Source organism: Actinotalea endophytica (assembly GCF_025717005.1).
GTDB lineage: Bacteria > Actinomycetota > Actinomycetes > Actinomycetales > Cellulomonadaceae > Actinotalea.
Window position 1 is genome coordinate 196,734 of record NZ_JAOVZU010000009.1, and the last position, 26,718, is coordinate 223,451.

At 72.9% G+C, this 26,718-nt stretch carries 10 protein-coding genes; 6 read left to right on the forward strand and 4 right to left on the reverse strand.

The genetic code is table 11. From position 1 onward, the window contains the following. Window positions 1–24 precede the first annotated feature (24 nt). Together OEB99_RS15980 and OEB99_RS15985 are read right to left on the reverse strand one after the other, a co-directional pair. Window positions 25–1,158: a polysaccharide pyruvyl transferase family protein gene (locus tag OEB99_RS15980; RefSeq protein WP_263578281.1), complete on the reverse strand. Its 1,134-nt coding sequence runs from the start codon at window positions 1,156–1,158 to the stop codon at window positions 25–27. 69 nt (window positions 1,159–1,227) lie between these two features. Next, window positions 1,228–3,273, reverse strand: a complete 2,046-nt coding sequence (locus OEB99_RS15985) for a glycosyltransferase (protein ID WP_263578282.1) — start codon at window positions 3,271–3,273, stop codon at window positions 1,228–1,230. Between the two features lie 1,192 nt (window positions 3,274–4,465). Between OEB99_RS15985 and OEB99_RS15990 the strand changes: the two genes are divergently transcribed. Together OEB99_RS15990 and OEB99_RS15995 are read left to right on the forward strand one after the other, a co-directional pair. Further along, entirely contained in the window at window positions 4,466–5,626 is a 1,161-nt protein-coding gene (locus OEB99_RS15990; RefSeq protein WP_263578298.1) for a DUF1972 domain-containing protein, read from the forward strand. Beyond that, the gene (locus OEB99_RS15995) at window positions 5,623–6,357 is read left to right on the forward strand and encodes a CDP-alcohol phosphatidyltransferase family protein (RefSeq protein ID WP_263578283.1); all 735 of its coding nucleotides are present in this window, start codon (window positions 5,623–5,625) and stop codon (window positions 6,355–6,357) included. The genes OEB99_RS15990 and OEB99_RS15995 overlap by 4 nt, the downstream gene beginning before the upstream one ends. Before the next feature lie 36 nt (window positions 6,358–6,393). Here OEB99_RS15995 and OEB99_RS16000 read toward each other — a convergent pair whose 3' ends face one another. Together OEB99_RS16000 and OEB99_RS16005 are read right to left on the reverse strand one after the other, a co-directional pair. Continuing rightward, complete coding sequence (locus OEB99_RS16000; protein ID WP_263578284.1) at window positions 6,394–7,953, reverse strand: glycosyltransferase family 39 protein; 1,560 nt, start codon at window positions 7,951–7,953, stop codon at window positions 6,394–6,396. Window positions 7,954–7,957: 4 nt separating this feature from the next. Then, window positions 7,958–9,835: a polysaccharide biosynthesis tyrosine autokinase gene (locus tag OEB99_RS16005; protein ID WP_263578285.1), complete on the reverse strand. Its 1,878-nt coding sequence runs from the start codon at window positions 9,833–9,835 to the stop codon at window positions 7,958–7,960. A gap of 242 nt (window positions 9,836–10,077) precedes the next feature. On the opposite strand from OEB99_RS16005, the gene OEB99_RS16010 reads away from it, so the two are divergent. The 4 genes from OEB99_RS16010 to OEB99_RS16025 all read left to right on the forward strand — a co-directional run. Next, window positions 10,078–10,803 carry a hypothetical protein gene (locus tag OEB99_RS16010; protein ID WP_263578286.1) on the forward strand — a complete coding sequence of 242 codons (726 nt, stop codon included), beginning with the start codon at window positions 10,078–10,080 and terminating at the stop codon, window positions 10,801–10,803. Window positions 10,804–10,953: 150 nt separating this feature from the next. Beyond that, window positions 10,954–15,591, forward strand: coding sequence for a PKD domain-containing protein (locus OEB99_RS16015; RefSeq protein WP_263578287.1), 4,638 nt, complete (start codon window positions 10,954–10,956; stop codon window positions 15,589–15,591). A 198-nt stretch (window positions 15,592–15,789) separates the two neighbouring features. Beyond that, window positions 15,790–20,439 carry a PKD domain-containing protein gene (locus OEB99_RS16020; RefSeq protein ID WP_263578288.1) on the forward strand — a complete coding sequence of 1,550 codons (4,650 nt, stop codon included), beginning with the start codon at window positions 15,790–15,792 and terminating at the stop codon, window positions 20,437–20,439. Between the two features lie 184 nt (window positions 20,440–20,623). Further along, window positions 20,624–26,718, forward strand: a 6,095-nt coding sequence (locus tag OEB99_RS16025; protein ID WP_263578289.1) for a PKD domain-containing protein, incomplete at its 3' end; no start/stop codon positions are given.

Genomic DNA, 26,718 nt, shown 5'->3' on the forward strand with positions numbered 1-26,718 from the left:
CCGTCGTCCCGAACGGCGCCGCGCTCACAGCAGCCCTCGCAGGGCGTCCTCGGCGGGGCGGAGCAGCGCCTGCGCGCGGTCGACGACCGCGTCGCTCTGCTGCGCCAGGTCGTCCGTCAGCCGTCGCATCACGTCGGCGACCGGGTCCTCGGCGGTGCGCAGGTCGACCGTCGCACCCCAGCCGAGCTCGCCGAGGAGCGGGGCGAACTTGCGCGAGTAGGCGAGCGGGATCGCGGGCGTGCCGACCGAGAGCGCGTTGAGGCACGCGTGCATCCGCGAGCCGATCACCAGGGTCGCGGAGGCGACGGTCTCGCGGACCTCCTCCAGGCCGGCCGGAACCACGGCCTCCAGGCCGCGGGCGGCCGTGAGCTCACGCACCGCGGGCACGTCGTTGTCCGGGTGGTCGGAGTCCAGGACGTGGGCGAGCAGGGTCACGGTCCGCCCCTCCGCGCCGAGCCGGTCGAGCAGGTCGGTGACGGTGCGGCGGTAGGCGGCGGCGTCGACGTGCGGTCCGGGGCGCCACAGCAGCCCCGAGACGTTCAGCACGACGTCCCGGTCGCGCGGCACGTCGGGTTGTGGCAGCGCGAAGACGACGTCCGTGGTGTGCACGTCCGGCGTGCGGCCGAGCCCCTCGGCGCACGCGGCACTCTCGCCGTCGCGCACCATGACGAGGTCGGTACGGCGCAGGGTCCAGCGGCCGAGCGCACGGCCGAGCGGGTGGTCGAACGGCCCCACGGTCTGCGGGCCGAGCACGAGGGGCACCTTCGCCTGCGCGACCAGCTCGGCGAACGCCGTCATCCGCTGCAGGCGCCGCACGCCGTAGATGTCGGCGAACGAGTCGCCGGACCTGGTGTCCACGACCAGGTCGAAGCCGCGCAGCCACGCCATCAGACCGGCGCGGCCGGTGACGCGCTCCTTGACCAGGGAGCGGGTGCGGCCGATCGGCATCGGGGCGGCGCCCCGACCGAAGTTCTGGTGCTCGACCTCGACGTCGGGCCACACCCGGCGCAGCAGCGCCTCGGTGCCCTGCGCGAGAGCCCGGACGCCGAGGTTGGGTGAGGTGTCGCTGGCCCAGGTGACGAGTGCCCGCATGCAGCCCTTCCGTTCCTGGTGCGTGGCCGCGCCGGCGACCCGCACGGTCGACGACGCCCGGCTCACGCGCGACGGTCGTCGGCGTGCGGACAATGTACCCACCTGCCGGCCAGGGCCCGAGTCGTGGCCGGGATTTCACCCCATGTCGTCGATGACCGCGAGCACGGCCGCGCGGTACCGCGCGGGGGTGAACCGCTCGTGGGCCTCGTCGTGGCCCCGTTCGGCCAGGGCCGTGCGCAGGTCCGCGTCGTCGATCAGCCGACCCACGGCCTCGGCGAGGGCGTCGGCGTCACCCACCGGCACGAGCAGCCCGGTACGGCCGTCGTCGAGGACCTCGGCCAGCCCCTGGACGCGCGAGGCGACCACCGGGCGGCGGGCGAGCATGCCCTCGACCGCGACGTTGCCGAACGGCTCGGCACGGGACGGCACGAGCACCACGTCGGCCGCGGCGAGGTGCGGCCAGGTCGGGTGGACGTAGCCGAGCAGCTCGATCCGTCCCGCGAGGTCCGGTCGCGCCGCGCGGTCCGCGATCTCCGCCTCGAACCACTCGTAGCCCTCGAACGTCGTCCCGCAGATCGCCAGCTCCACGTCTCGCCCGGCCTCGACCAGCCGGGCCACCGCCTCGACCGCGACGTCGGTGCCCTTGCGCGGCGAGAGTCGGCCGACGAGCACGAGCCGCCACGGGGCGCCCGCCTCGTGCTCGGCAGGAGCCGGTGGTTCGGCGGGCCCCGGGACGCCGTTGTGCACCACGGTGATGCGTGGGGCGAGCACCGGGAGCACGTCGGTCAGGGCTCGACGTGCGGCAGCGCTGTTCGTGATCACGTGGTTGGCGAGCAGCAGTGGAGCGGCGAGGCCCGCCCGCAGCACGCGGTGCTGGTCCTCCTCCGCCTCGTGCACGTGGCACAGCACGGGGATCCGGGCGAGCCGGCCCGCCAGGGCCCACACCGGGATCGTCACGGTGTTGACCAGCAGCACGTCGGGGCGCTCGCGCCGCATCCGCGCGCTGAGCCGCACGGTGGCGACGAGCGTCCGGCCGACGAGCCCGGGAAGGCGGGTCGGCCGCAGCAACGCCTTGCGCAGCACGGGGAACGACTCGACGGTCACCGTCGCGCCGTGCTCGCGCAGCAAGGGCACCAGCGGGCCGTCGGCGGGCAGCGCGACCTCGACCCGCCGTCCGGCCCCCACGGCCGCCGCGACGGTCTCGAGCATCTGGCGGTCCGAGCCGTACAGGTCCGGGGAGGGGTGGGCGATCAGCAGCGAGCTGCCGCGGCCGCGGGGCCTGCGACGGCGCAGCTGCCGGATGCAGCCGGCCGCCAGCCCTTCCAGGGTGCCGCGGGCCGCCGCGAGCACGGGTGCCGGCGAGCGCAGGAGCTGACGCCGGCCGCCCCGCAGCACCACCTCGCGCGCGTAGCCCGGGGCGCCGAGAGCCCAGCGCGCTGCCGCGCGCGCGCTCAGGTGGGTACCGGCGAACAGCAGCCGGCCACGGGTCATGTAGCGGTAGTAGACGGTCGACTTGGCCCGGGTGCCCGCCGTCGCCTGGGTGCCGCCGGCGTCGTGCACGGCGGAGAGGTCCTGACGGACCACGAGCCGCCCACCGGCCCGGCGGACCCGGCGCGACAGGTCCACGTCCTCCCAGTAGAGGAAGTAGTCCTCGTCGAAGCCACCGACCCGCTCCCACATCGAGGCCGAGATCGCCAGGGCCGCACCGGACAACCAGTCGGGCTCTGCCGGCGCACCGGACGAGCGGGTCCGCCCGGTGGCGACGTCGAGCGTCCCGCCGTTGTGCCACATGCGCCCGTCGGGTCGCGCGGTGACCGGGGCGACGACCGCGTCCGGGTCGGCTCGCACCGTCTCGGCGAGCGCGTCGACGGTCGCGGCGTCGATCTCGAGATCCGGGTTCAGCAGGACCAGGACGTCCGCGCCGAGCTCGAGCGCCCGCGCGACGCCCAGGTTGACCCCCGCGCCGAACCCGCCGTTGTCGCGCGGCGCGACGAGGTCCCAGCCGCGGTCGGCGGCGAGCCGGGCCACGTCGGCCCGCTCGGCGGCGGTGGACCAGTTGTCCACGACCACCATCGCGGTGCCTGCTGGGCTGGTGCCCGGTGAACCCGCGGTGGCGAAGTTCTCGGCCAGCAACCGGCTGGAGCCGTAGGAGACGACGATGACGGCGGTCAGGGGTGCCACGGATCACCACCAGGCTCGGGGACGTCGCCCGAGCGTACCGTCGGTGATCAGCGCTCTGCCGTTACGATCGTGGCCACTCACAGGAGGGAGCGGGATGACGGACGACGCGGGCGGGGCGCCGCCGCTGCATGTGCTCGAGTCCTTCCGAGCGCCGCGCACGACCACGAACCCCTACCTCGTCCTGCTCCTCCGGTCGTTCCCGGCCGACGTCGAGGTCACCACCTTCTCCTGGCCGGCCGCGCTGCTCGGCCGCTACGACGTCTTCCACGTGCACTGGCCCGAGGTCGTCGTGGACCGGCGCAACCCGGTGCGGGCCGCGGCGGCCGCCACCCTGTTCGCCCTCGTCCTGCTGCGCTGCCGGCTGCTCGGCGTGCCGATCGTCCGGACCGTGCACAACCTTCGCCCGCACGAGCGACCGCGCTGGACGACGGCCGCCGCCCTGGCCCTGTGCGAGCGGTGGACGGCCTCCTGGATCCGGCTCAACGAGCACACCCCGACGCCCGCCGGCGCGCCGGTCACGACGATCCCGCTCGGCCACTACCGCGAGTGGTTCGCCGACGTCACCCCGACGAGTCCGGTGCCCGGGCGGCTGCTGTGCTTCGGCCTGATCCGGCCCTACAAGGGCGTCGAGCGGCTGCTCGAGGTCTTCACCGGCATGCCGGACGAGTCGGCCAGCCTGCGGGTCACCGGCCGTCCGTCCACGCCCGAGGTCGCCGCCGCCGTGCGAGCCGCAGCGGGTGCCGACCCGCGGGTGTCGCTCGCGCTCGAGCACGTGCCGGACGACGTCATGGTGCACGACACCGGTGAGGCGTCGGTCGTGGTGCTGCCGTACCGCCAGATGCACAACTCGTCCGCGGCCTTCCTCGCGCTCTCCCTCGACCGTCCGGTCCTGGTCCCGCGGAACGCGGTGACCGACGCGATGGCCGAGGAGGTCGGCGAGTGGTGGGTGCGGCGGTTCGAGGACGAGCTCGACGCCACCGACCTGCACGACGCGCTGGAGGCCACCCGGCAGGCGCCGCCCGCGCCGCCCGACCTGTCCCGCCGGGAGTGGCCGGACCTCGGGCGCGCACACGCCGCGGTGTTCCGTGCCGCGCACGACGCGGGTCGACGGGGCCGGCGGGCCCGTGCCCGGAACGTGCCGGCACCCGGGCCGGCGTCTGACGGCGACCGGGCGCCGACCGAGAGGACGACGATGACGACCCTGCGGGTGGGGCTGATCGGGACGCGCGGCGTGCCCGCGCGCTACGGCGGCTTCGAGACGGCCGTCGAGGAGGTCGGTCGCCGGCTCGCGGACCGGGGGCACGAGGTCATCGTCTACTGCCGGCCGGTTCCCGGCGAGCCTCGCCTGGAGCACTACCTCGGCATGCGTCTGGTCCACCTGCCCGCCGTGCGGCACCGTGCCCTCGAGACGCTGTCGCACACGGCGCTGTCGGTGGGCCACGCCGTGGGCCGGCGGCTGGACGCCGCGGTGCTCTTCAACGCGGCCAACGCGCCGCTGCTGCCGGTGCTGCGGGCCGCCCGGGTCCCGGTGGCGACGCACGTCGACGGCCTCGAGTGGCGCCGGGCCAAGTGGGGCCCGCGCGGGCGGCGCTACTACCGGGCCGCCGAGGCGCTCTCGGTGCGGTGGTCCGACGCGCTGATCGCGGATGCGCAGGGCATCGCCGACTACTACCAGGAGGAGTTCGGAGCGCCGACGCGGCTGATCGCCTACGGTGCACCGCTGGTCGCGCCCGGCTCGGACCGGCTCGCCGAGCTCGACCTCACCGAGCGGGGGTACCACCTGGTCGTGGCGCGGTTCGAGCCGGAGAACCACGTCGACATGATCGTCGAGGGATACGCGCGCAGCGCCGCGACCCTGCCGCTCGTCGTCGTCGGGTCGGCGCCCTACTCCGAGGCGTACACCGCCCGGGTCCACGCCGTGGCGGACGACCGGGTGCGGTTCCTGGGCGGCCTGTGGGACGCCGAGCTGCTCGACCAGCTGTTCGCCAACGCGGCGACGTACCTCCATGGCCACTCCGTCGGCGGGACCAACCCGGCGTTGCTGCGAGCGATCGGTGCCGGCGCCCCGACGATCGCCTATGACGTGAGCTTCAACCGTGAGGTGCTCGCCGGCGACGGGGTGTTCTTCTCCGACCCCGGCACCGTGGCCGAGCGGATCACGGAGGCCGAGGCCGAGCCCGCCGCCCGGGTCGCCCGTGGCGAGCGGCTGCGCGAGCGCGCCAAGGACTACGACTGGGACGACGTCGCGGCCCGGTACGAGACCCTGCTCGGCGACCTCGCGGCACGGCGGGTTCGCCGGCCGCGCCTGTCCGGTCGCCGCCGTCCCGAACCACGACCCGAGGAGACCTCGTGAGCTACACCTTCTCCCAGGCGCTCGCCGCGCTCGGCGGCGCACAGAAGGCGGCGGCCCGAGGCGCGCCCGCCTACTCGAGGTTCGTCAACCGCCGGCTCGGACGCGTGCTGGCGGCGGCGGCCGCGGTCGTCGGGCTCACGCCGAACGGTGTGACCGGCATCAGTGCGCTGTTCACCTTCTCCGGGATCGCGGTGCTCGCCCTCGCGCCGGTGGGCCTCCTCCAGGGGGTGACCGTGACCGTGCTGCTCGTGCTCGGGTACGCGTTCGACTCCGCGGACGGGCAGCTCGCGCGGCTGCGTGGCGGCGGCAGCCCGGCCGGCGAGTGGCTGGATCACGTGGTCGACTCGATCAAGGTCGTCGCCCTGCCCCTGGCGGTGCTCCTCGCGCTGCGCCGGACCGACCTCAGCGAGACGGTGCTGCTCGTCCCGCTCGCCGCAGCCGTCGTACAGAGCGTGTCGTTCTTCACCATGATCCTCACCGAGCAGTTGCGGCGAGCGCACGGCACCGTCCCGCTCGCGGCGAGCGGCGGTGCCGGTGCCTGGGTGCGCACCCTCGTGGCGGTGCCCACCGACTACGGCGTCCAGTGCTACCTGTTCGTGCTGCTGGCCTGGCCGGTGGCCTTCGCCTGGGGCTACGGCGTCGTGGTCGTGGCCAGCGCGGGGTACCTGCTGCTGGCGACGGTCAAGTGGTACCGCGAGATGCGCGGGCTCGGCCGCCCGTCGGCAGCCTGACGCCGCGCGGCGGACGCGTCACGACCGCGGGCGGCGTCAGTCCCGGACGAGCTCCAGGACCTCGGTCTGCGGACCGGACCAGGAGCTGACCACCACGAAGCCCGCGTCGGCGAGCAGCTGGTCCTCCTCCGCCGCGGCCGCCGGCCGGTCCTCGCGGCGCAGCACCCACAGCGTGTCGACGCCCGCGAGCTCGTCGGCGGACGCCGCGAGCGACCGGGAGGTGCCGAACAGGGTCCCGCCCTCGGCGGGAGAGGCGATCAGGGTGATGTCCACCAGACCGGTGAACGGCTCCGGGTAGGCGATGGCCGCGGTGCGCAGCGAGCGGAGCGCGACCCCGTCGACCAGGTCGTCGCGCGGCCCGAAGTACACGCCGTCGCCGGGTGCGGTCCGGCCCTCGAGCTCCGCCGCGACCAGCGACCAGTCGGACCCGCTCTTCGCCGTGACGGTCCGCTGGGAGAGGTACACCGGAGCGACGAGCACGGCGAGAGCGACCAGGACGCCGGTGGCCGTCCTCGTACTGAGCTCGCGGAGTCCTGCCGCCACGAGCATCGCCATCGCGGGGGCGGCGATGCCGAAGTACCGCGCGTTGTACAGCGTCGGCTCGACGAGGGCCGCCGCGAGGGTGAGCACGGTCGGCACCGCGAGCCACGGCAGCGCCCACGGGACGACGGTGCGCTGGTCGCGTCGCAGGAGCGCGACGGCGACCAGCGCCCAGCAGGCGAGCGCCACCACGACCGACGCGAGCTTCCACCACTCGCCCGGGGCGAACGGGGACGCGTCGAGCGTGCCCGACCCGGTGGTCGGGGTCGGAGTCTCACCGAGGAACCACTGGTCGACCACGACCGACCGCAGCAACGTCAGCGGCCCGCGGTCGGGGACCCCGAGCTGGCCGCCCTGGCCGAGGCCGAGCAGCACGACCGGGCTGCTGAGCACGGCGCCGCACGCGGCCGCGGCGAGGACCTCGAGCGACTGCCGCAGGTCGCGTCGGGTCGCGACGGTCACCAGGTGTGCGACCGCCACGAGCGCGACGTAGAGGTTGACCGCGACCCCGAGCCCGAGCAGCACGGCGTAGCCCGCGTAGAGCCAGAACCGCCGGCGCCGCAGCGCCGCCTCGAGGATCACCGTCGACCAGACGGCCAGGGCGGCGGCGAGCGCGAACGGCCTGGCCTCGATCCCCGCCCAGGTCAGCCGGGGGAGCGCCATCGCGACGAACGCCGCGTACAGCGCGGTCCGGTGGTCGGCGAGCCGGCGGGTCAGCAGGTAGACGCCCGCGACGGCGGCGCCGATCGCGATCGCGCTGGGCAGGCGGAGCCCGAGGGGAGAGGTGTGCACGAGGGCGACCCACGGGTGCATCAGCACGTAGTAGGTCGCGTGCACGGCGTCGATGTGGTCGATCAGCCGGGTGAGGTCGGCGAGGCTCCGGGATGAGGCGGAGATCGTCGCCGCCTCGTCGGACCACAGGCTGACGTGCCAGGAGCTGATCGCGGAGACGACGGCCGCGAGCACGCCGAGCACGAGCGCCGTGGCTCCCGGCGGGCGTCCCCGGCCGGGGCCCGGCGCGGTGTCAGGGCTCCGCGGCTCGCTGTCGGCGGCCACGCGATCAGGCGGGGCGATCGCTGCGCTCTCGGGCTGTCGCCACCGGCTCGCCGGGATCGGCCCAGCCGGCCAGCCGCGGCTCGGGGACCCGGGACGAGGCGGCCACGGCGCTCGCGTCGATCTCCTCGGTGATCGCGTCCGTGATCGCCTCGGTGACCGCCTCGGGCGCGTCCGGCTCGGCCGGAGGGTGGTCCTCGCCGGACGGCTCGACGCCGTCACCGTCGTCGACCGACTCGCCGCCCAGGGCAGCGTCGTCAGCGACCGACGTGCGGTCCGGGCCGGGCTGGTCCTGCTCGGCGACCTGCTCGTCGCGCTCGACGGGAGCGTCGAGGTCTCCGCGGGCGCCGATCTCGTTCGCGTCGGTGTCCGCGACCCGGTGCCAGGTCGGTGCGAGGGCGTCGCCGTCGCCGAACGGCGAGTGCTCGCCGCGGAGCCGCTCCGCGTCCGGACCGAGCGGGGTGAGCTGCGGTGCCACGTGCTTGTGCGACGCCATCGGCCGCACGGTGCTCAGGCGGCGAAACCGACGCTTGCTGCGGCCGCTCGTCTGGCCGTAGCCGTACTTGAGGTCGCCCCGGTAGCCCTGAGCGCCGTTCAGCAGCACGCCGAGGACGTGGGCCCCGACCGCGTCCAGGCTGGCGAGGGCCTCGGCGAGGTCCGGGCGGCGCACGCGCTTGCTGCGCGCGACGACGATCGCTCCGTCGGTGCGGTGGGCGAGGATCGCCGCGTCGGTCACGGCGAGCAGCGGTGCGGTGTCCAGGATGACCATGTCGTACCGCTCCTGCGCCTCGTGCAGGAAGTTCTCCATCGCGGTGGACTCGACGAGCTGGCCGGGGTTCGGCGGGATCTGTCCCGCGGCGATGACGTCGAGCCCGTGGACCTGCCACGGCTGCACGACGTCGCCCAGCTCGGCCTCGTGGATGAGCACCCCGGAGAGCCCCGCGCTGCCTTCGAGGCCGCACAGGTCCGCGACCGACGGCGAGCGCATGTCGGCGTCCACGAGGAGCACCTTGGCGCCCTTCTCGGCCATCACGAGGGCGAGGTTGATCGCCGTGGTGGACTTGCCCTCGCCCGGCAGCGACGAGGTCACGACCACGCACCTCAGCGGCCGCGACGCGTCGAGGAACTGCAGGTTCGTCCGTAGGCGCCGGTAGGACTCGGCGAGCGGGCTGTGCGGGCTCGTCGCGACCGCGAGCGAGTCACGGCGCAGCGCGGAGTCCTGCGGCACCTGGCCGAGCACGGTCCGCGACGGGATCTGCGGGATGTCGCGCTGCGTGCGGACCCTGGTGTCGAGCTGGGCCCACAGCACGACCGTCACCAGGCCCAGAGCGAGACCGAGGACGAGGCCGATCGTCGCGGTCAGACGCGGCCGGGGCGAGAACGGTGCCAGAGCAGGCGCCGCCTGGGACACCTGGGTCATCTTGAGCGCGGCGGTCCCGTCCGAGGCGGTCGGGGCCAGCTCGCTCACCGTCGAGGAGAGCTGCGCGGCCACCGCGTTCGCGATGTCGGCGGCCCGCTGGGGGTTGGCGCTCGCCACGGTGATGTCGATGAAGTACGAGTTCAGCGGCGAGTCGGCCTGCACGGACCGGGCCAGGGTCCTGGCCGAGACGCCGAGCTGGAGGTCCTCGATGACCGGCTCCAGCACGACCGGCTTCGTCGCGAGGAGGACGTACGTCTCCATCAGGTTGGACGTGTAGGTGGAGCCCTGGGCCAGCTCGGAGATCGTGTCGCCGCGGGCCGCGGTGAGGTACACGGTGCTCGACGAGCGGTAGAGCGGTGTCTCGGTCGCGGTGGACGCGTAGCCGAGCGCCGCGCCGATGGTGGCCAGCACGAGGATCACGAGCCACCGCTTGCGCAGCACCGCCAGGTATTCACCCAGTTCCATGCACAGGCTCCCTGCTCGTCCGACGTCGGGACCACCACGCGCGCACTCGGGGGCGGCGGCGGGTGGTGCGTTCCCCCAGTGTCGCGCCTCGACGGCGATCCAGTTGCACCGGGGGGCGTTTTCACCCGCCCGGACCTGGTGTGTGCGGTTTGTCCCCACCATGGTAGATGGGTCGGCAGGACGTAGTGTGGGCCGGTCGTTCCGCGAGCCGTCGCGGCAGTCAGGTGTGATGAGGAGGCCGGATGTCCAGCGACGCGGACCGCGGCATGCGACGTCGGGTCGTCGTGACGTGGGTGGTGGTGCTCGCACTGGTGGCGGTGGTGGTCGTCGTCGGCGCGCTGTCGGGCCGCGGGACCGGGGACGCCGCCGAGCCCACCGCGACGGGCTCGTCCACCGCGACGAGCTCGACGACCGACTCGGCCGAGCCGTCCGCGGGGGCGACGGACACCGAGACCGCCGAGCCCGAGGTGGACCCGACCACCGAGGCCCCGGACGCCGGGGACGACCCGACCCCGGTGGAACCGACGATCCCGGTCGACGAGAACGAGCAGCCGATCCCCGGCGCCCGACCGAGTGCCCCGCCGGTCGACCTGACCGACCCGGCCGCGCCGGCCCAGGGCCTGCGGGTCGACCTCGCCAACATGGAGTCGGTCGAGGGTGAGGCGACCATCCCCGGCGAGGTCGGCGGACCGGCCCTGCGGGTCACGGTCCAGGTGACCAACCGCACGGACGCCGACGTCAGCCTGACGAGCGCCGTCGTCAACCTCTACTTCGGTGCCGACCAGCGGCCCGCGGTCGGCCTGCTCGAACCCGGCGCGCGCGACTTCCCGGCCAGCGTGGCCCCGGGCGCCTCGGTGACCGGCGTGTGGGTGTTCAACGTGCCCCTGGACCAGCGCGACCAGGTGCTGGTGGAGGTCGACCTGTCCGCCGACGACACCGTGGTGCTCTTCTCCGGCGCGGTCGGCTGACGCCATCCGGGCGCCTGCGCGCCGGGCAGATTCACCCGATCGGCGTGGTCCTTTTTGTCCGTTTCGCCGTACGGTGGTGCTACCCGACCAAGGCTCCGGTGGCCGGCCCATCCCCCCCGCGCCGACCCGCCGCGCCCGGAGGAGTTCGCCATGCGACGTCGCCCGTTGTCCCGTCTCGTCGCCGTGATCCTCGGGCTGGCACTCGTCGGAGTCGCCGCCCCGGCAGCTCAGGCGGATACCGCTCCGACCGCCGCGGGACTGCCCGCCACGGTGTCCAGCGACCCGCTGCCCACCGTGCAGATCAACGGTGTGGTGTGGAACCAGCTGATCGTCGGGAGCACCGTCTACGTCGGCGGCGAGTTCACCTCCGCCAGGCCCGCCGGGTCGCCGGCGGGCACCAACGAGGTGTCGCGGACGAACCTGCTCGCCTACGACCTCACCACCGGTGTGCTCGACCCCTCGTTCCACCCGTCGACCAACGCGGCGGTCAAGGACCTCGCGGTCTCGCCGGACGGGTCCACGCTCTATGTCGCGGGCTCGTTCACGTCGATCGACGGCCAGACCCGCTACCGGGCCGCGGCCTTCGACGTGGCGACCGGCGCGCTGACCTCCTGGCGGCCGGTGATCAACTCGCGGGTGAGCGCGATCGCTGCGACGGCGACCACCGTCGCGATCGGTGGCATCTTCACCACGGTCGGTGGCGTGACCCGCAACCGGGTCGCCACGGTGAGCGCGGCGACGGGCGCGCCGCTCGCGTTCGACGCCTCGGTGGACGACCACGGCGTGCTCGGCGTCGCGATCTCACCCGATGCGACGACGCTGGCGATCGGCGGGAACTTCACCACGGTCGACGGCTCGAGCGACCCGGGGTACGGCCTGGCCAGGCTGGACCTGGCCACCGGTGACCTGCTGCCGCTGCCGCTGAACTCCGAGATCCGGGACGCGGGTGACAACTCGGCGATCCTCAGCATCGAGGGCGACGCCTCGGGCTTCTACGGCACGGGGTACCACTTCCACCGGGCCGGCAACAGCGAGGGCGTGTTCGCGGCGAGCTGGGACACCGGCGAGCTCATCTGGCTCGAGGACTGCCACGGGGACACCTACTCCGCCTACCCGGTCGGTGACGTCGTGTACGTCGCGAGCCACAAGCACTTCTGCGGCAACACAGGCGGGTTCCCGCAGACCACGCCGTGGACGTACCACCGCGCGACGGCCCTGAGCAACGCCGCGATGCGCGTCAACACGGCCGACTACTGGGGCTACGGCGACCACCCGGGGACCCCCGCACCGGAGATCCTCACCTGGTACCCGGACTTCAACACGGGTACCTACACCGGCCTCACGCAGGGTCCCTGGACCGTGTCCGGCAACTCCGACTACGTGCTCTACGGCGGAGAGTTCACCACGGTGAACGGGACCGCCCAGCAGGGCCTGGTGCGCTTCGCCCGCGTCGGGCTCGCGCCGAACGCCGACGGTCCGCGGCTGACCTCGTCCGCGTTCTCGCTCAAGGCGACCTCCGGCGCCACCGGCGAGGTGCACGTGACCTGGTCGGCGAACTGGGACCGGGACAACGAGACGCTCACCTACCGGCTGTACCGGTCCTCGACCGCGTCGACGCCGCTCGTGGTGCGTCCGGTCACGGCCAAGTTCTGGCAGCTGCCGAACCTGGGCTACACCGACCGGGGTCTCACACCAGGGTCGAGCCAGCGCTACCGGGTCACCGCGACCGACGCCTCCGGCAACGTCGCGATGTCGGACTGGGTGACCGTGACGGTCGCCGGCTCGGGGTCCACCGGCGCGTACCTGGCGCAGCTGCGTGCCGACGAGCCGTACGCGCTGTGGCGGCTCGGCGAGTCGGGCGGCAGCACGCTCGACGACACGATCGGGTGGGACCCGCTCACCCGGGGCTCGGGGGTCGGCCTCGGTGTGACCGGCGCGATCTCCGGTGACGGCGACACCGCGGCGAGCTTCGACGGGACCTCCTCCGGGATCGCGATCGGGACCGCGGCGGACAACGGACCCTCGACGTTCTCGGTCGAGGCGTGGTTCCGCACGAGCTCGTCCGCCGGCGGCATGATCGTCGGGTTCGGCGACCGGCAGTCCGCGCTGTCCAGGACCGTGAACCGGCACCTCTATGTCGACTCCGGCGGACGGCTGAGCCTCGGGATCACGGCGATCTCGTTCGTGACCCTGCGCAGCTCGCAGCGCGTCGACGACGGGCAGTGGCACCAGGCGGTCGGCACGTACTCCGACGGCGTGGCGACGCTGTACCTCGACGGTCAGGTCGTCGACACGCGCAACGACATCCCGATGATCCGCCAGCTCTGGGGCTGGTGGCACGTCGGCGGGGACCAGATGAGGAACTGGCCCAACCGCCCGGCCAGCGACTACCTGGCCGGGACGATCGACGACGTGTCCGTGTACCGCTCGGTGCTCACGGACGCCCAGGTGGCCCAGCACTGGTCGCTCGGAACGAGCGGCGTGTCCCTGAACGACCCGCCGACGGCTGCGTTCACGGCGACGCCGGGGCTGCTCTCGGTGGCGGTCGACGGCTCGGCCTCGTCCGACCCGGACGGCACCGTCGTCTCCTACGCCTGGACCTTCGGCGACGGCGGCACGGCCACGGGCGCGACGGCGTCGCACGACTACGCGGCGGGCGGCAGCTATCCGATCACCCTCACGGTGACCGACGACCTCGGCGCGACGGACACGCTCAGCCAGGTGGTCGACGTGCCCGAGCCGCCCAACCAGGCGCCGACCGCGAGCTTCTCGTCGTCGGTCACGGACCTCACGGTGACGCTCGACGGGTCGTCGTCCACGGACCCGGACGGCACGGTCGTCTCCTACCTGTGGGACCTGGGTGACGGCTCGACCGACACCGGAGCCACCACCAGCCACACCTACGCGGCCGGCGGCACCTACACCGTGGAGCTCACGGTCACCGACAACGACGGCGCCGTGGGATCCGTGACGGGGGACGTCACCGTGGTCGCCCCCGAGCCGGGTTCGGCGCTGGCCTCGGACGACTTCAGCCGCACGGTCTCCGGTGGCTGGGGCTCCGCGCAGGTCGGCGGCGCGTGGACCACGACCGGCACGGCGAGCCGGTTCGCGGTCGACGGAGCCGTCGGTCAGCACCTGCTCGCCGGCGGCGTGACGCTCGTGTCGGCGCTGGACGGCGTCTCCTCGGCGTCGACCGAGCTGCGTGCGGTGCTGTCCACCGATGCGGTGCCGACCGGCACCGGCGCGTGGATGCACCTCGAGGCGCGCCGGGTGTCGGCGACGAGCTGGTACGGGGGGCGGGTCCGGCTGCAGCCGGACGGCTCGGTCCAGCTGCACCTCACTCGCGGCAACGGGTCGCCATTCCTCGGCATCGTGGTGCCGGGCCTCACGTTCACCGCGGGCGACCGGATCGAGACCCGGGTGCAGGTCGAGGGCGCCTCGCCCACGACGATCCGGGCCAAGATCTGGAAGGTGGGGGACGCCGAGCCGGCCGACTGGCAGCTGGTCGGCACCGACTCGACCGCCGGCCTGCAGACCAGCGGTGGGATCGGCTTCCAGAGCTACCTCACCTCGGCCGCGAGCGCGCTCACGATGACCGTCGACGACGTCTGGGCCGGCGAGGTCGGCACGGTGCCGGGCAACCAGGCACCGGTCGCGGCGTTCACGGCCACGCCGTCGAACCTGGACGTGGCGCTGGACGGGACCGGGTCGTCGGATGCGGACGGCACGGTGGTCGCGTACGACTGGGCCTTCGGTGACGGTGCCACGGGCAGCGGTGCGACGACGTCGCACACGTACGCCGCCGGGGGGACCTACACCGTGACGTTGACGGTGACCGACGACCAGGGCGACACCGGCTCGGTGACCCACGACGTCACCGTCAGCGAGCCCGGCACCAACCAACCTCCGGTCGCGGCGTTCACGGCCACGCCGTCGAACCTGGACGTGGCGCTGGACGGGACCGGGTCGTCGGATCCGGACGGCACGGTGGTCGCGTACGACTGGGCCTTCGGTGACGGTGCCACGGGCAGCGGTGCGACGACGTCGCACACGTACGCCGCCGGGGGGACCTACTCCGTGACGTTGACGGTGACCGACGACCAGGGCGACACCGGCTCGGTGAGCCAGGACGTCACGGTGACCGAGCCCCCGGCCGCCGGGGTCGTCGCCGCCGACGCGTTCACGCGCACGGTCGCGAACGGGTGGGGCGACGCGGACACCGGTGGGACGTGGACGACGGCCGGCACGGCCGGCCGCTTCGCCGTCGACGGTCAGGTCGGCACGTTCACCCATGTGCCGGGGCTGACCCTCGGCGCGTCCCTCGGGTCCGTCTCGGCCCTGTCGACCGACACCGTCGTGACCATCTCGCCGAGCGTGGTCCCCGACGGCAGCGGCGGCTGGGTGCACGTGCAGGGCCGTCGGGTCTCGGCGACGGAGTACTACGGTGCCCGGCTGCGGTTCAACGCGGACGGCACCGTCCAGCTCCACGTCACGCGCGGCAACGGCACGCCCGTCGCCGGCGGCGTGGTGCCCGGGCTGACCGTCGGTGCCGGCGACCAGGTGCGGGTCCGGGTGCTGGTGGAGGGCAGCGCGCCCACCACGGTCTCGGCCCGGGCATGGCTCGCCGGCGACACGGAGCCGACGACCTGGTTCACCACGACCTCGGACGCCACGGCCGCGCTCCAGGCGCCCGGCGGCATCGGCCTGCTGGCGTACCTGAGCAGCAGCGTCACCAACGGCCCGGTGGTCTTCGCGTTCGACGACCTCGAGGTCACCAGCCTGGGCTGATCGGGGCGACCGTCGGGGCTCGCACCGGGTGCGGGCCCCGACGTGCTGCTCGAGGCCCCGCGACCGCTCTGCCGCGACGCCCGGGCGGCGGGACTTTTCACCCATGCGGCCGGGTGGAATTGTCCGATTTGCCGCTTATCCTTGGGCCGAGCACGGGCTTCCGTGCGGTGCGTGCAGTGCCTCACGAGGAGCCCCCCCATGTCTCGTCTCTACCAGCGACGCCTGTGGGCGGCCACCGCCGCCTCCGCGATCGTCCTCGTCGGCCTGGCCGCGCCACCGGCGGCGGCCGACACCGCGCCGACCACGGCCGGGCTGCCCGCGACGGTGTCCTCCGACCCGTTGCCGACGGTCCAGATCAACGGCGTGGTGTGGAACCAGCTGATCGTCGGCAACACGGTCTACGTCGGTGGCGAGTTCACCTCGGCCCGGCCGGCCGGGTCCCCGGCAGGCACGAACGAGGTGCCGCGCTCCAACCTGCTCGCCTACGACCTGACGACCGGCGCGCTCATCACCTCCTTCGCGCCGGTGGTCAACGCGCAGGTCAAGGACCTCGCCGTGTCGCCCGACGGGAGGACGCTCTACGTCTCCGGGTCGTTCACGTCGATCGACAGCCAGACCCGGTACCGGGTCGCCGCGTTCGACGTCGCGACCGGCGCGCTCACCTCATGGCGCCCGGTCGTCAACTCGCGGGTCGACGCGATCGACGCGACGGCCACCACGGTGGCGATCGGTGGGATCTTCACGACCGTCGGCGGGGTCACGCGCAACCGGGTCGCGACGGTGAGCGCGTCCACCGGCGCGCCGCTGGCCTTCGACGCAGCGGTGGACGACCACGGCGTGCTCGGGCTGGCCATCGCGCCCGACGAGGCGTCGGTCGTGATCGCCGGCAACTTCACCTCGGTCGCGGGCTCGAACGACCCGGGCTACGGCCTGGCTCGGCTCGACATGACCACCGGTGCGTCGCTCGCGCTGCCGGTGAACTCGGTCATCCGGGACGCGGGGGACAACTCCGCGATCCTCAGCCTGGAGGCGGACGAGAACGGCTTCTACGGGACCGGGTACCACTTCGGCCGGGCGGGCAACAGCGAGGGCGTGTTCTCGGCGAGCTGGGCCACCGGTGAGCTGACCTGGCTCGAGGACTGCCACGGCGACACCTACTCGGCCTACCCGGTCGGTGACGTGGTGTACGCCGCCAGCCACAAGCACTACTGCGGCAACTCCGGCGGGTTCCCGCAGACCACGCCGTGGACGTACCACCGCGCGACGGCGATGACCAACGCCGCGATGCGCGTCAACACGGCCGACTACCTGGGCTACCCGGACCACCCCGGGACCCCCTCGCCGACGATCCTCTCGTGGTGGCCGGACATCAACGCGGGCACCTACACCGGCAAGACGCAGGGTCCGTGGACGGTGACCGGCAACGCGGACTACGTGCTGTACGGCGGTGAGTTCACCGAGGTCAACGGTGTGGGCCAGCAGGGTCTGGTGCGGTTCGCCCGAACCGACCTCGCCCCGAACGACGACGGCCCGCGGCTGACGTCCTCGGCGTTCACGCTCAAGGCGACCTCCAGCGCGACCGGTGAGGTGCACCTGACCTGGACCGCGAACTGGGACCGGGACAACGAGACCCTGACCTACCGCCTCTACCGGTCCTCGACGGCATCGACGCCGCTCACGCTGCGGTCGGTGACCGCGAGGTTCTGGCAGCTGCCGATCCTCGGCTACACCGACAAGGGGCTCAGCCCCGGGTCGAGCCAGCGCTACCGGGTCACCGCGACCGACGCGTTCGGCAACGTCGCGATGTCCGACTGGGTCACGGTGACGGTCGCCGGGTCCGGGACCACCAGCCCGTACCTCGCCCAGGTCCGCGCCGACGAGCCCTACGCCTTCTGGCGCCTGGGTGAGACGTCCGGCACCACGCTCGACGACACGATCGGCTGGGACGACCAGACCAAGCTGTCCGGCGTGACCCTCGGGGCCACCGGCGGCATCGCGGGCGACACCGACGGCGCTGCGACCTTCAGCGGCTCGAGCAGCAACGGCTACACCTACGGCACCGTCGCGGACAACGGGCCGCGCACGTTCTCGGTCGAGGCCTGGATCAACACGACCACCACGACCGGCGGCAAGATCGTCGGCTTCGGCACCCGTCAGACGGGCACGTCGACGGTCGGTGACCGGCACCTCTACCTCGACAACTCGGGCCGGGTGAACTTCGGCACCCAGTCGCTGACGCTCGACACCGTGCGCAGCACGCAGGCGGTGAACGACGGCAAGTGGCACCACCTGGTCGGCACGTACACCGACGGCGTCCTGAAGCTCTACGTGGACGGCGCGCTCGCCGCCTCGCGCAGCGACGTCTCGATGATCCGCGAGCTGTGGGGCTGGTGGCGGATCGGCGGCGACCGGCTGAACGGCTGGCCGAACCGTCCGAGCAGCGACTACTTCAAGGGCACGATCGACGACGTCGCCGTGTACCGCTCGGTGCTGTCGGCCGCGCAGATCCAGCAGCACTGGCTGCTCGGCTCCACCGGCGTCGGGTCCAACGTGGCGCCGACCGCAGACTTCACCGCGACCCCCGGGGTCCTCTCGGTCTCGGTCGACGGCAGCGCCTCGGTGGACACGGACGGCACGATCGCGTCGTACGCCTGGCAGTTCGGTGACGGCGGGACGGCGACCGGCGCCACGGCGTCGCACACGTACGCGGCCGCCGGCACGTACACCGTGACGCTCACGGTCACCGACGACGACGGTGCGACCGGCACGCTCAGCAAGGTCGTCGACGTCCCAGGTGTCCCGAACGTTGCGCCCACGGCGGCGTTCACGACCTCCGTGGCCGACCTGACGGTCGACGTGGACGGCTCGGGGTCGACCGACTCCGACGGCGTCGTGACCGCCTACGCGTGGGACTTCGGTGACGGTGGCTCGGCTACCGGCGCCACGGCGTCGCACACCTACGCGGCGGCCGGGACGTACACCGTGACGCTCGCGGTCACCGACGACGACGGTGCGGTCGGCACGAGCGCCCAGCAGGTCACGGTGACGGCCCCCGAGCCGGGGACCGCGCTGGCGTCCGACTCGTTCGGCCGTACGGTCTCCGGCGGCTGGGGGACCGCGCCCGTCGGCGGCGCCTGGACGACCACAGGGACCGCCAGCCGGTTCTCGGTGGACGGCCAGGTCGGCGTGCAGTCGCTGGTCGCCGGCACGACCCTGACCTCGTCGCTCGACGCCGTCTCGTCGGACTCGACCGAGGTGCGGGCAGTGCTGTCGGCGAGCTCCGTGCCGACCGGGACGGGCGCGTGGGTGCACGTCCAGGCTCGTCGCGTCTCGGCGACGAACTGGTACGGGGCACGCGTCCGGCTCCAGCCGGACGGCTCGGTCCAGCTGCACCTGACGCGCGGCAACGGCACCGCGGTCTCCGGGATCGTGGTCCCGGGCCTGAGCTTCGCCGCGGGCGACCAGCTCAACGTCCGGGTCCAGGCCGACGGGACCTCGCCGACCACCGTGCGGGCCAAGGTCTGGAAGGTCGGCTCCACCGAGCCGGACGCCTGGCAGGTCGAGACGACCGACACGACCGCGGGCCTGCAGACGACCGGCGGCATCGGCTTCCAGAGCTACCTCACCTCGAGTGCGGCGAGCCCGGTGTCGATCACGGTCGACGACCTGTGGGCCGGTGCGGTGGGCACGAGCCCGGTCGTCGTGAACCAGGCGCCGGTGGCGGCGTTCAGCGCCACGCCGGCGGGGTTGTCGGTCGCGGTGGACGGTTCGGCGTCGTCGGACGACGGGACCGTGGTCTCCTACGCCTGGGACTTCGGTGACGGTGGTTCGGCGACCGGTGCGACCGCGTCGCACGACTACGCGGTCGGCGGGACGTACTCGGTGACCCTGACGGTCACCGACGACCAGGGCCTGACCGGTCAGCTCTCCCAGGACGTCACCGTCTCCGAGCCGGGCGTGAACCAGGCGCCGGTGGCGGCGTTCAGCGCCACCCCGGCGGGGTTGTCGGTCGCGGTGGACGGTTCGGCGTCGTCGGACGACGGGACCGTGGTCTCGTACGCCTGGGACTTCGGTGACGGTGGTTCGGCGACCGGTGCGACCGCGTCGCACGACTACGCGGCGGGCGGGACGTACTCGGTGACCCTGACGGTCACCGACGACCAGGGCGTGACCGGTCAGCTGTCGCAGGACGTCACCGTGACCGAGCCGCCCGCGGCCGGCGTGATCGCGGCCGACGCGTTCGCGCGGACCGTGTCCGGCGGCTGGGGCACGGCGGACACCGGCGGGGACTGGGCCCTGACGGGCACGGCGAGCCGGTTCGCGGTGGACGGCACCGCCGGGACCATGACGCTGGTCCCGGGGCTCACGCTCGCCACGGCCCTCGGCTCGGTGTCGGCGACCTCGACCGACACGGTCGTGACGATCGCGCCCAGCGTGATCCCGAACGGCAGCGGCGCCTGGGTGCACGTCCAGGGCAGGCGGGTCTCGGCGACCGAGTACTACGGCGCACGGCTGCGGCTCAACGCCGACGGCACCGTCCAGCTCCATGTGACCCGCGGCAACGGGACGGTCGTGGCGGGCGGCACGGTGCCCGGCCTCACCCTGGCTGCCGGGGACCAGGTGCGGGTCCGGGTCGAGGTGTCCGGGACCAACCCGACTACCGTCCAGGCACGCGCGTGGAAGGTGGGCACCGACGAGCCGACGACCTGGTTCGCGACCGCGACGGACACCACCGCGGCTCTGCAGGTGCCCGGCGGGGTCGGCCTGATCGGGTACCTGACCAGCAGCGCGACCAACGGGCCCCTGGTGCTGGCCTACGACGACCTCGAGGTGCTCGACCTCAACTGACCGTCGGACGACGAGGGCCCCGCGCTGCGGCACGGGGCCCTCGTCGTCGTCACCCGCAAGCGTGACGATGGTCAAGTTTCACCCTTCTGGCGGGGTAGAAATGTCCGAATTGCCCCGTACCCTGGGCCGGAAGCACGCGGGACTCCCCTCATGCCGCGCGCCGACCCCGAACGAGGAGCACCACATGTCTCGACCTGCCCCGAGGCGCCTCTGGGCCGCCGTCGCCGTCATGTCACTCGCGATCGTCGGGGTGGGAGCTCCAGCGGCGTACGCCGACACGGCGCCCGCGTCGGCGACCGAGCCGCTCACGGTCTCCTCGGACCCGTTGCCGACCGTGCAGATCAACGGCGTTGCCTGGGTCCAGCTGATCGTCGGCAACACGGTGTACGTCGGCGGCGAGTTCACCTCCGCCCGTCCGGCCGGGTCGCCGCTCGGCACCAACGAGGTGCCGCGGTCGAACCTGCTGGCCTACAACCTGCAGACCGGCGTGCTGATCAGCTCCTTCAACCACGTGGTCAACGCCCAGGTCAAGGACCTCGCGGTGTCGCCCGACGGCAGCACGCTCTACATCGGCGGCTCGTTCACCCAGGTCGACGGGCAGAACCGCTACCGCGCCGCGGCGATCGACGTGGCCACCGGAGCGCTGACCTCCTTCCGCCCGGTCGTCAACGCCACGGTCACGGCGATCTCCGCGACCGACACGACGGTCTGGCTCGCCGGCTCGCTCACCAACGTCAACGGTCAGGCACGGCAGAAGGTCGCGGCGGTCAACGCCGGTACGGGTCTGGTCACGCAGAGCTTCACCGCCACCGTGGAGAACGGCACGCCCCTGGCGATGGTGCTCGCGCCCGACCAGGCGTCGGTCGTGATCGGTGGTTCGTTCACCAGCGTCTCCGGCTCGAGCGACCCCGGCTACGGGCTCGCCCGGCTCGACTCGACGACCGGCGCGGTGCTGCCGCTGCCGGTGAACACGTACATCCAGGACGCCGGTACCGCGTCGGCGGTCCTGAGCCTCGAGAGCGACGGGGAGCACTTCTACGGATCCGGCTACCACTTCGGCGGCGGCGGGAACATGGAGGGGTCGTTCTCGGCCGACTGGGCGACCGGCAGCCTCACCTGGGTCGAGGACTGCCACGGCGACACCTACTCGGTCTTCCCGGCCGGCGACGCCGTCTACTCGGCGAGCCATAAGCACTACTGCGGCAACTCGGGCGGCTTCCCGCAGACGACGCCGTGGACCTACCACCGCGCGACCGCGACCACGAAGACGGCCGAGCGGATCAACACGGCCGACCCGTACGGCTACCCGGACCACGACGGCGAGCCGTCGCCGCAGTTCCTGAACTGGTACCCGGACATCAACGTCGGCACCTACACCGGCAAGTCCCAGGGGCCGTGGACGGTCAGCGGGAACGACCAGTACGTGCTGTACGGCGGCGAGTTCACGATGGTGAACAGCACAGCCCAGCAGGGGCTCGTGCGCTTCGCCATGCCGTCGACCGCGCCGAACCTGGACGGGCCGCGCTCGTCGGGTGCGAACTTCTCGATCTCGGCGACCTCCTTCGCGACCGGGACGGCGCGGGTCAGCTGGTCGGCCAACTGGGACCGCGACAACGAGACGCTGAGCTACGCGCTCTACCGGAACAGCACCGCGAGCGACCCGATCTACACCACGACGCTCACGACGCCGTTCTGGGACCTGCCGCGGATGGGCTTCACCGACACCGGCCTGACACCCGGGTCGACGGCGAGATACCGGGTGATCGCGACCGACCCGTGGGGCAACTTCGCGATGACCGACTGGGTGACGGTCACGGTGGCGGACTCGGGCGACCTGTCGGCCTACGCCAGCGATGTGCTCAACGACGGCGCCTCGACCTACTGGCGCCTCGGCGAGCCCTCCGGTGACGTCGCGTTCGACTGGGCGGGCTTCGACGACGCCACCGTCGGCACCGGCGTGACCCGCGGGGTCGCGAGCGCGATCGGCGACAGCGACCAGGCGTCCTCGTTCGACGGCACGTCGAACGGCACGGTGATCAGCCAGAACCTGATCCAGGGGCCGGACACCTTCACGCTCGAGGCGTGGTTCCGCACGACGACCACCGCGGGCGGCAAGATCGTCGGCTTCGGCAACGCGTCGTCCGGCGGTAGCAGCAGCTACGACCGGCACGTCTACATGAACACCGCGGGCCAGGTGGTCTTCGGCGTGTGGATCGGCAGCCAGGCCACGGTCGCCTCGTCGCAGGCCTACAACGACGGCGAGTGGCACCACGTCGTCGCCTCCCTCGGGTCGAACGGTGAGCGGCTCTACGTCGACGGTCAGCAGGTCGGCTCGCGAGCGACGCCGACCGCCGGACAGGCGTACCAGGGCTACTGGCGCGTCGGCGGCGACACCGGCTGGGACGGCACCAGCTACTTCGCCGGTGACATCGACGACGTCGCGATCTACCCGACGGTGGTCGACTACCAGACGGTCGTCGACCACTTCACGGCGGGCGGCGGCACCGTCGAGCTGCCGCCGGTGCCGGCCGACGCGTACGGCGCCGCGGTGCAGAGCCTCCTGCCCGACCTCTACTGGCGGCTCGACGAGACGTCGGGCACCGACGCGGCCGACACCGGGTGGTTCGACAACCCGGGTGTGTACCGCAGCGGCTACACGCTCGGTACCGACGGTGCGCTCACCGGGGTCGCCGACTCCGCCGTCACGTTCGACGGCGTCTCCGGCCTGGTCTCCAGCGCGAGCACGTTCGTCAACCCGACGACGTACTCCGAGGAGCTCTGGTTCCGGACGACCTCGACGAACGGCGGCAAGCTGATCGGCTTCGGCAACAACGCCACCGGCACGTCGACGAACTACGACCGGCACGTCTACATGGAGACCGACGGCCGGCTGACGTTCGGTGTGTGGACCGGCCAGACGAACACCATCACGTCGCCGCTGTCGTACAACGACGGCCAGTGGCACCACATGGTCGCGACGCAGTCGTCGGCCGGGATGGTGCTCTACGTCGACGGCGCGGCGGTGGGCACCAACCCGCAGACGGCGGCCCAGAGCTACACCGGGTACTGGCGCGTCGGCGGTGACACCACCTGGGGTCCGCAGCCGTGGTTCGCCGGCGACATCGACGAGGTCGCGGTGTACTCCCAGGCGCTGGACGCCACGACCGTCGCCGAGCACTACGAGCTCGGGGTCGGCCCGGTGAACCACGCGCCGACCGCCATGATCTCCGCGTCCACGACCGACCTGACCGCGAGCCTGGACGGCTCGGGCTCGACGGACACCGACGGCACGGTCGTGGGCTGGGACTGGGACTTCGGCGACGGGGAGACCGGTTCGGGCGAGACCGCGTCGCACACCTACGCGGCGGCCGGGACGTACACCGTCACCCTGACGGTGACGGACGACGGGGGCCTGGCGGACTCCACGTCCGTCGACGTCACGGTCACCGACCCGCCGCCGAACGTGGCCCCCACGGCCGTGATCGGATCCACGGTGACGGACCTCGACGTCGCGCTGGACGGCTCGGGCTCGACGGACACCGACGGCACGGTCGTGGGCTGGGACTGGGACTTCGGCGACGGCGAGACCGGTTCGGGCGAGACCACGTCGCACACCTACGCGGCGGCCGGCACGTACACCGTCACCCTGACGGTGACGGACGACGTCGGTGCGACGGACTCGACCACGGTGGACGTCACGGTCACCGAACCCCTGCCGGTGAACGTGGCGCCGACGGCGTCGTTCGTGCCGACCCCGACCGACCTGACGGTCGCGCTGGACGGCTCGGGCTCGACCGACACCGACGGCACGGTCGTGGGCTGGGAGTGGGACTTCGGCGACGGGGAGACCGATTCGGGTGAGACCACGTCGCACACCTACGCGGCGGCCGGCACGTACACGATCGTCCTGACCGTGACCGACGACGGCGCTGCGACCGGGACCGCGAGCCAGGACGTGACCGTGACGGCTCCGAACCAGGCGCCGACGGCCGTGATCGGATCCACCGTGACCGGGCTCGGCGTCTCGTTCACCGGTTCGGGTTCGACGGATCCGGACGGCACGGTCGTGGGCTGGGACTGGGACTTCGGCGACGGTGAGACGGCGTCCGGCGAGACGGCGTCGCACACCTACGCCGCGGCCGGCACGTACACGGTGACCTTGACCGTCACCGACGACATCGGTGCGACCGGGGCCGTGACCGCGGACGTCACTGTGGCGGAGACGAACCAGCCGCCGGTGCCCGCGTTCACCTTCGTGCCCACCGACCTGAGCGTCGCCGTGGACGGCTCGGGGTCGACCGACCCCGACGGCACGGTCACGGGCTGGGACTGGGACTTCGGCGACGGTGGGACGGCGTCCGGCGAGACGACGTCGCACGCCTACGCCGCCTCCGGGACGTACACCGTGACCCTCACGGTCACCGACGACGGCGGTGCCCAGGCCTCGCTGCAGCACGACGTCACGGTGACGGCGCCGGTGGTCAACCAGCCGCCGACCGCCGCGTTCTCCTTCGTGCCCACCGACCTGACCGCGTCGTTCGATGGTTCGGCTTCGTCGGACTCGGATGGCACGATCGCGGGCTGGGCGTGGGACTTCGGTGACTCGCAGAGTGGGTCGGGTGCGACGGTGTCGCATGCGTATGCGGCGGCCGGTACGTACACGGTGACGCTCACGGTGACCGATGACGGTGGTGCGACGGGTTCGGTGTCGCACGACGTCACGGTGAGTGAGCCGGTGGGTGGCGCGTTGGCGCAGGACGGGTTCTCGCGTCTGGTGCTGTCCGGCTGGGGTTCGGCTCCGGTGGGTGGCGCGTGGTCGGTGTCGGGTCCCTCCGGTGGGCTGTCGGTCGACGGTTCGGCGGGTGTGCAGGTGCTCGGTGCGGGGCAGACGGGGTCGGCGTGGTTGGGCGGGGTCTCGTCCGACTCGACCGAGGTGCAGGTCTCGTTCTCGGCCGACAAGGTGCCCTCGGGTGGCGGTGCGTTCGTGTATGTCGCGGCGCGTCGGGTCTCGGCGACGAACTACTACGGTTCGCGGGTGCGGTTGCGCGCGGACGGCACGGTCGAGCTGTACCTGACGGCGGGCAACGGGACGCCGGTGTCGGGTGTGGTGGTCAGCGGGTTGACGTTCGCGGCCGGTGATCAGCTGCAGATGCGGGTGCAGGCCCAGGGCACGAGCCCGACGACGTTGCGGGCGAAGGTCTGGAAGGTCGGGACGACCGAGCCGACGGCCTGGCAGCTGGAGTCGACCGACTCCACGGCGTCGCTGCAGGTCGCTGGTGGGGTCGGGGTGTCGACCTACCTGTTCAGCACGGCCGCCAACGCACCGGTCACCTTCACCTACGACGACCTGTGGGCCGGACCCGTCGGGTCGAGCCCCGGCGGCCCGGTGGTCCCGCCGGCGAACATCGCACCCGCTGCGGCGTTCGGCTGGTCGACGGCGGCCCTGGTGGCGTCGTTCGATGGTTCGGCTTCGTCGGACTCGGATGGCACGATCGCGGGCTGGGCGTGGGACTTCGGTGACTCGCAGAGTGGGTCGGGTGCGACGGTGTCGCATGCGTATGCGGCGGCCGGTACGTACACGGTGACGCTCACGGTGACCGATGACGGTGGTGCGACGGGTTCGGTGTCGCACGACGTCACGGTGAGTGAGCCGGTGGGTGGCGCGTTGGCGCAGGACGGGTTCTCGCGTCTGGTGCTGTCCGGCTGGGGTTCGGCTCCGGTGGGTGGCGCGTGGTCGGTGTCGGGTCCCTCCGGTGGGCTGTCGGTCGACGGTTCGGCGGGTGTGCAGGTGCTCGGTGCGGGGCAGACGGGGTCGGCGTGGTTGGGCGGGGTCTCGTCCGACTCGACCGAGGTGCAGGTCTCGTTCTCGGCCGACAAGGTGCCCTCGGGTGGCGGTGCGTTCGTGTATGTCGCGGCGCGTCGGGTCTCGGCGACGAACTACTACGGTTCGCGGGTGCGGTTGCGCGCGGACGGCACGGTCGAGCTGTACCTGACGGCGGGCAACGGGACGCCGGTGTCGGGTGTGGTGGTCAGCGGGTTGACGTTCGCGGCCGGTGATCAGCTGCAGATGCGGGTGCAGGCCCAGGGCACGAGCCCGACGACGTTGCGGGCGAAGGTCTGGAAGGTCGGGACGACCGAGCCGACGGCCTGGCAGCTGGAGTCGACCGACTCCACGGCGTCGCTGCAGGTCGCTGGTGGGGTCGGGGTGTCGACCTACCTGTTCAGCACGGCCGCCAACGCACCGGTCACCTTCACCTACGACGACCTGTGGGCCGGACC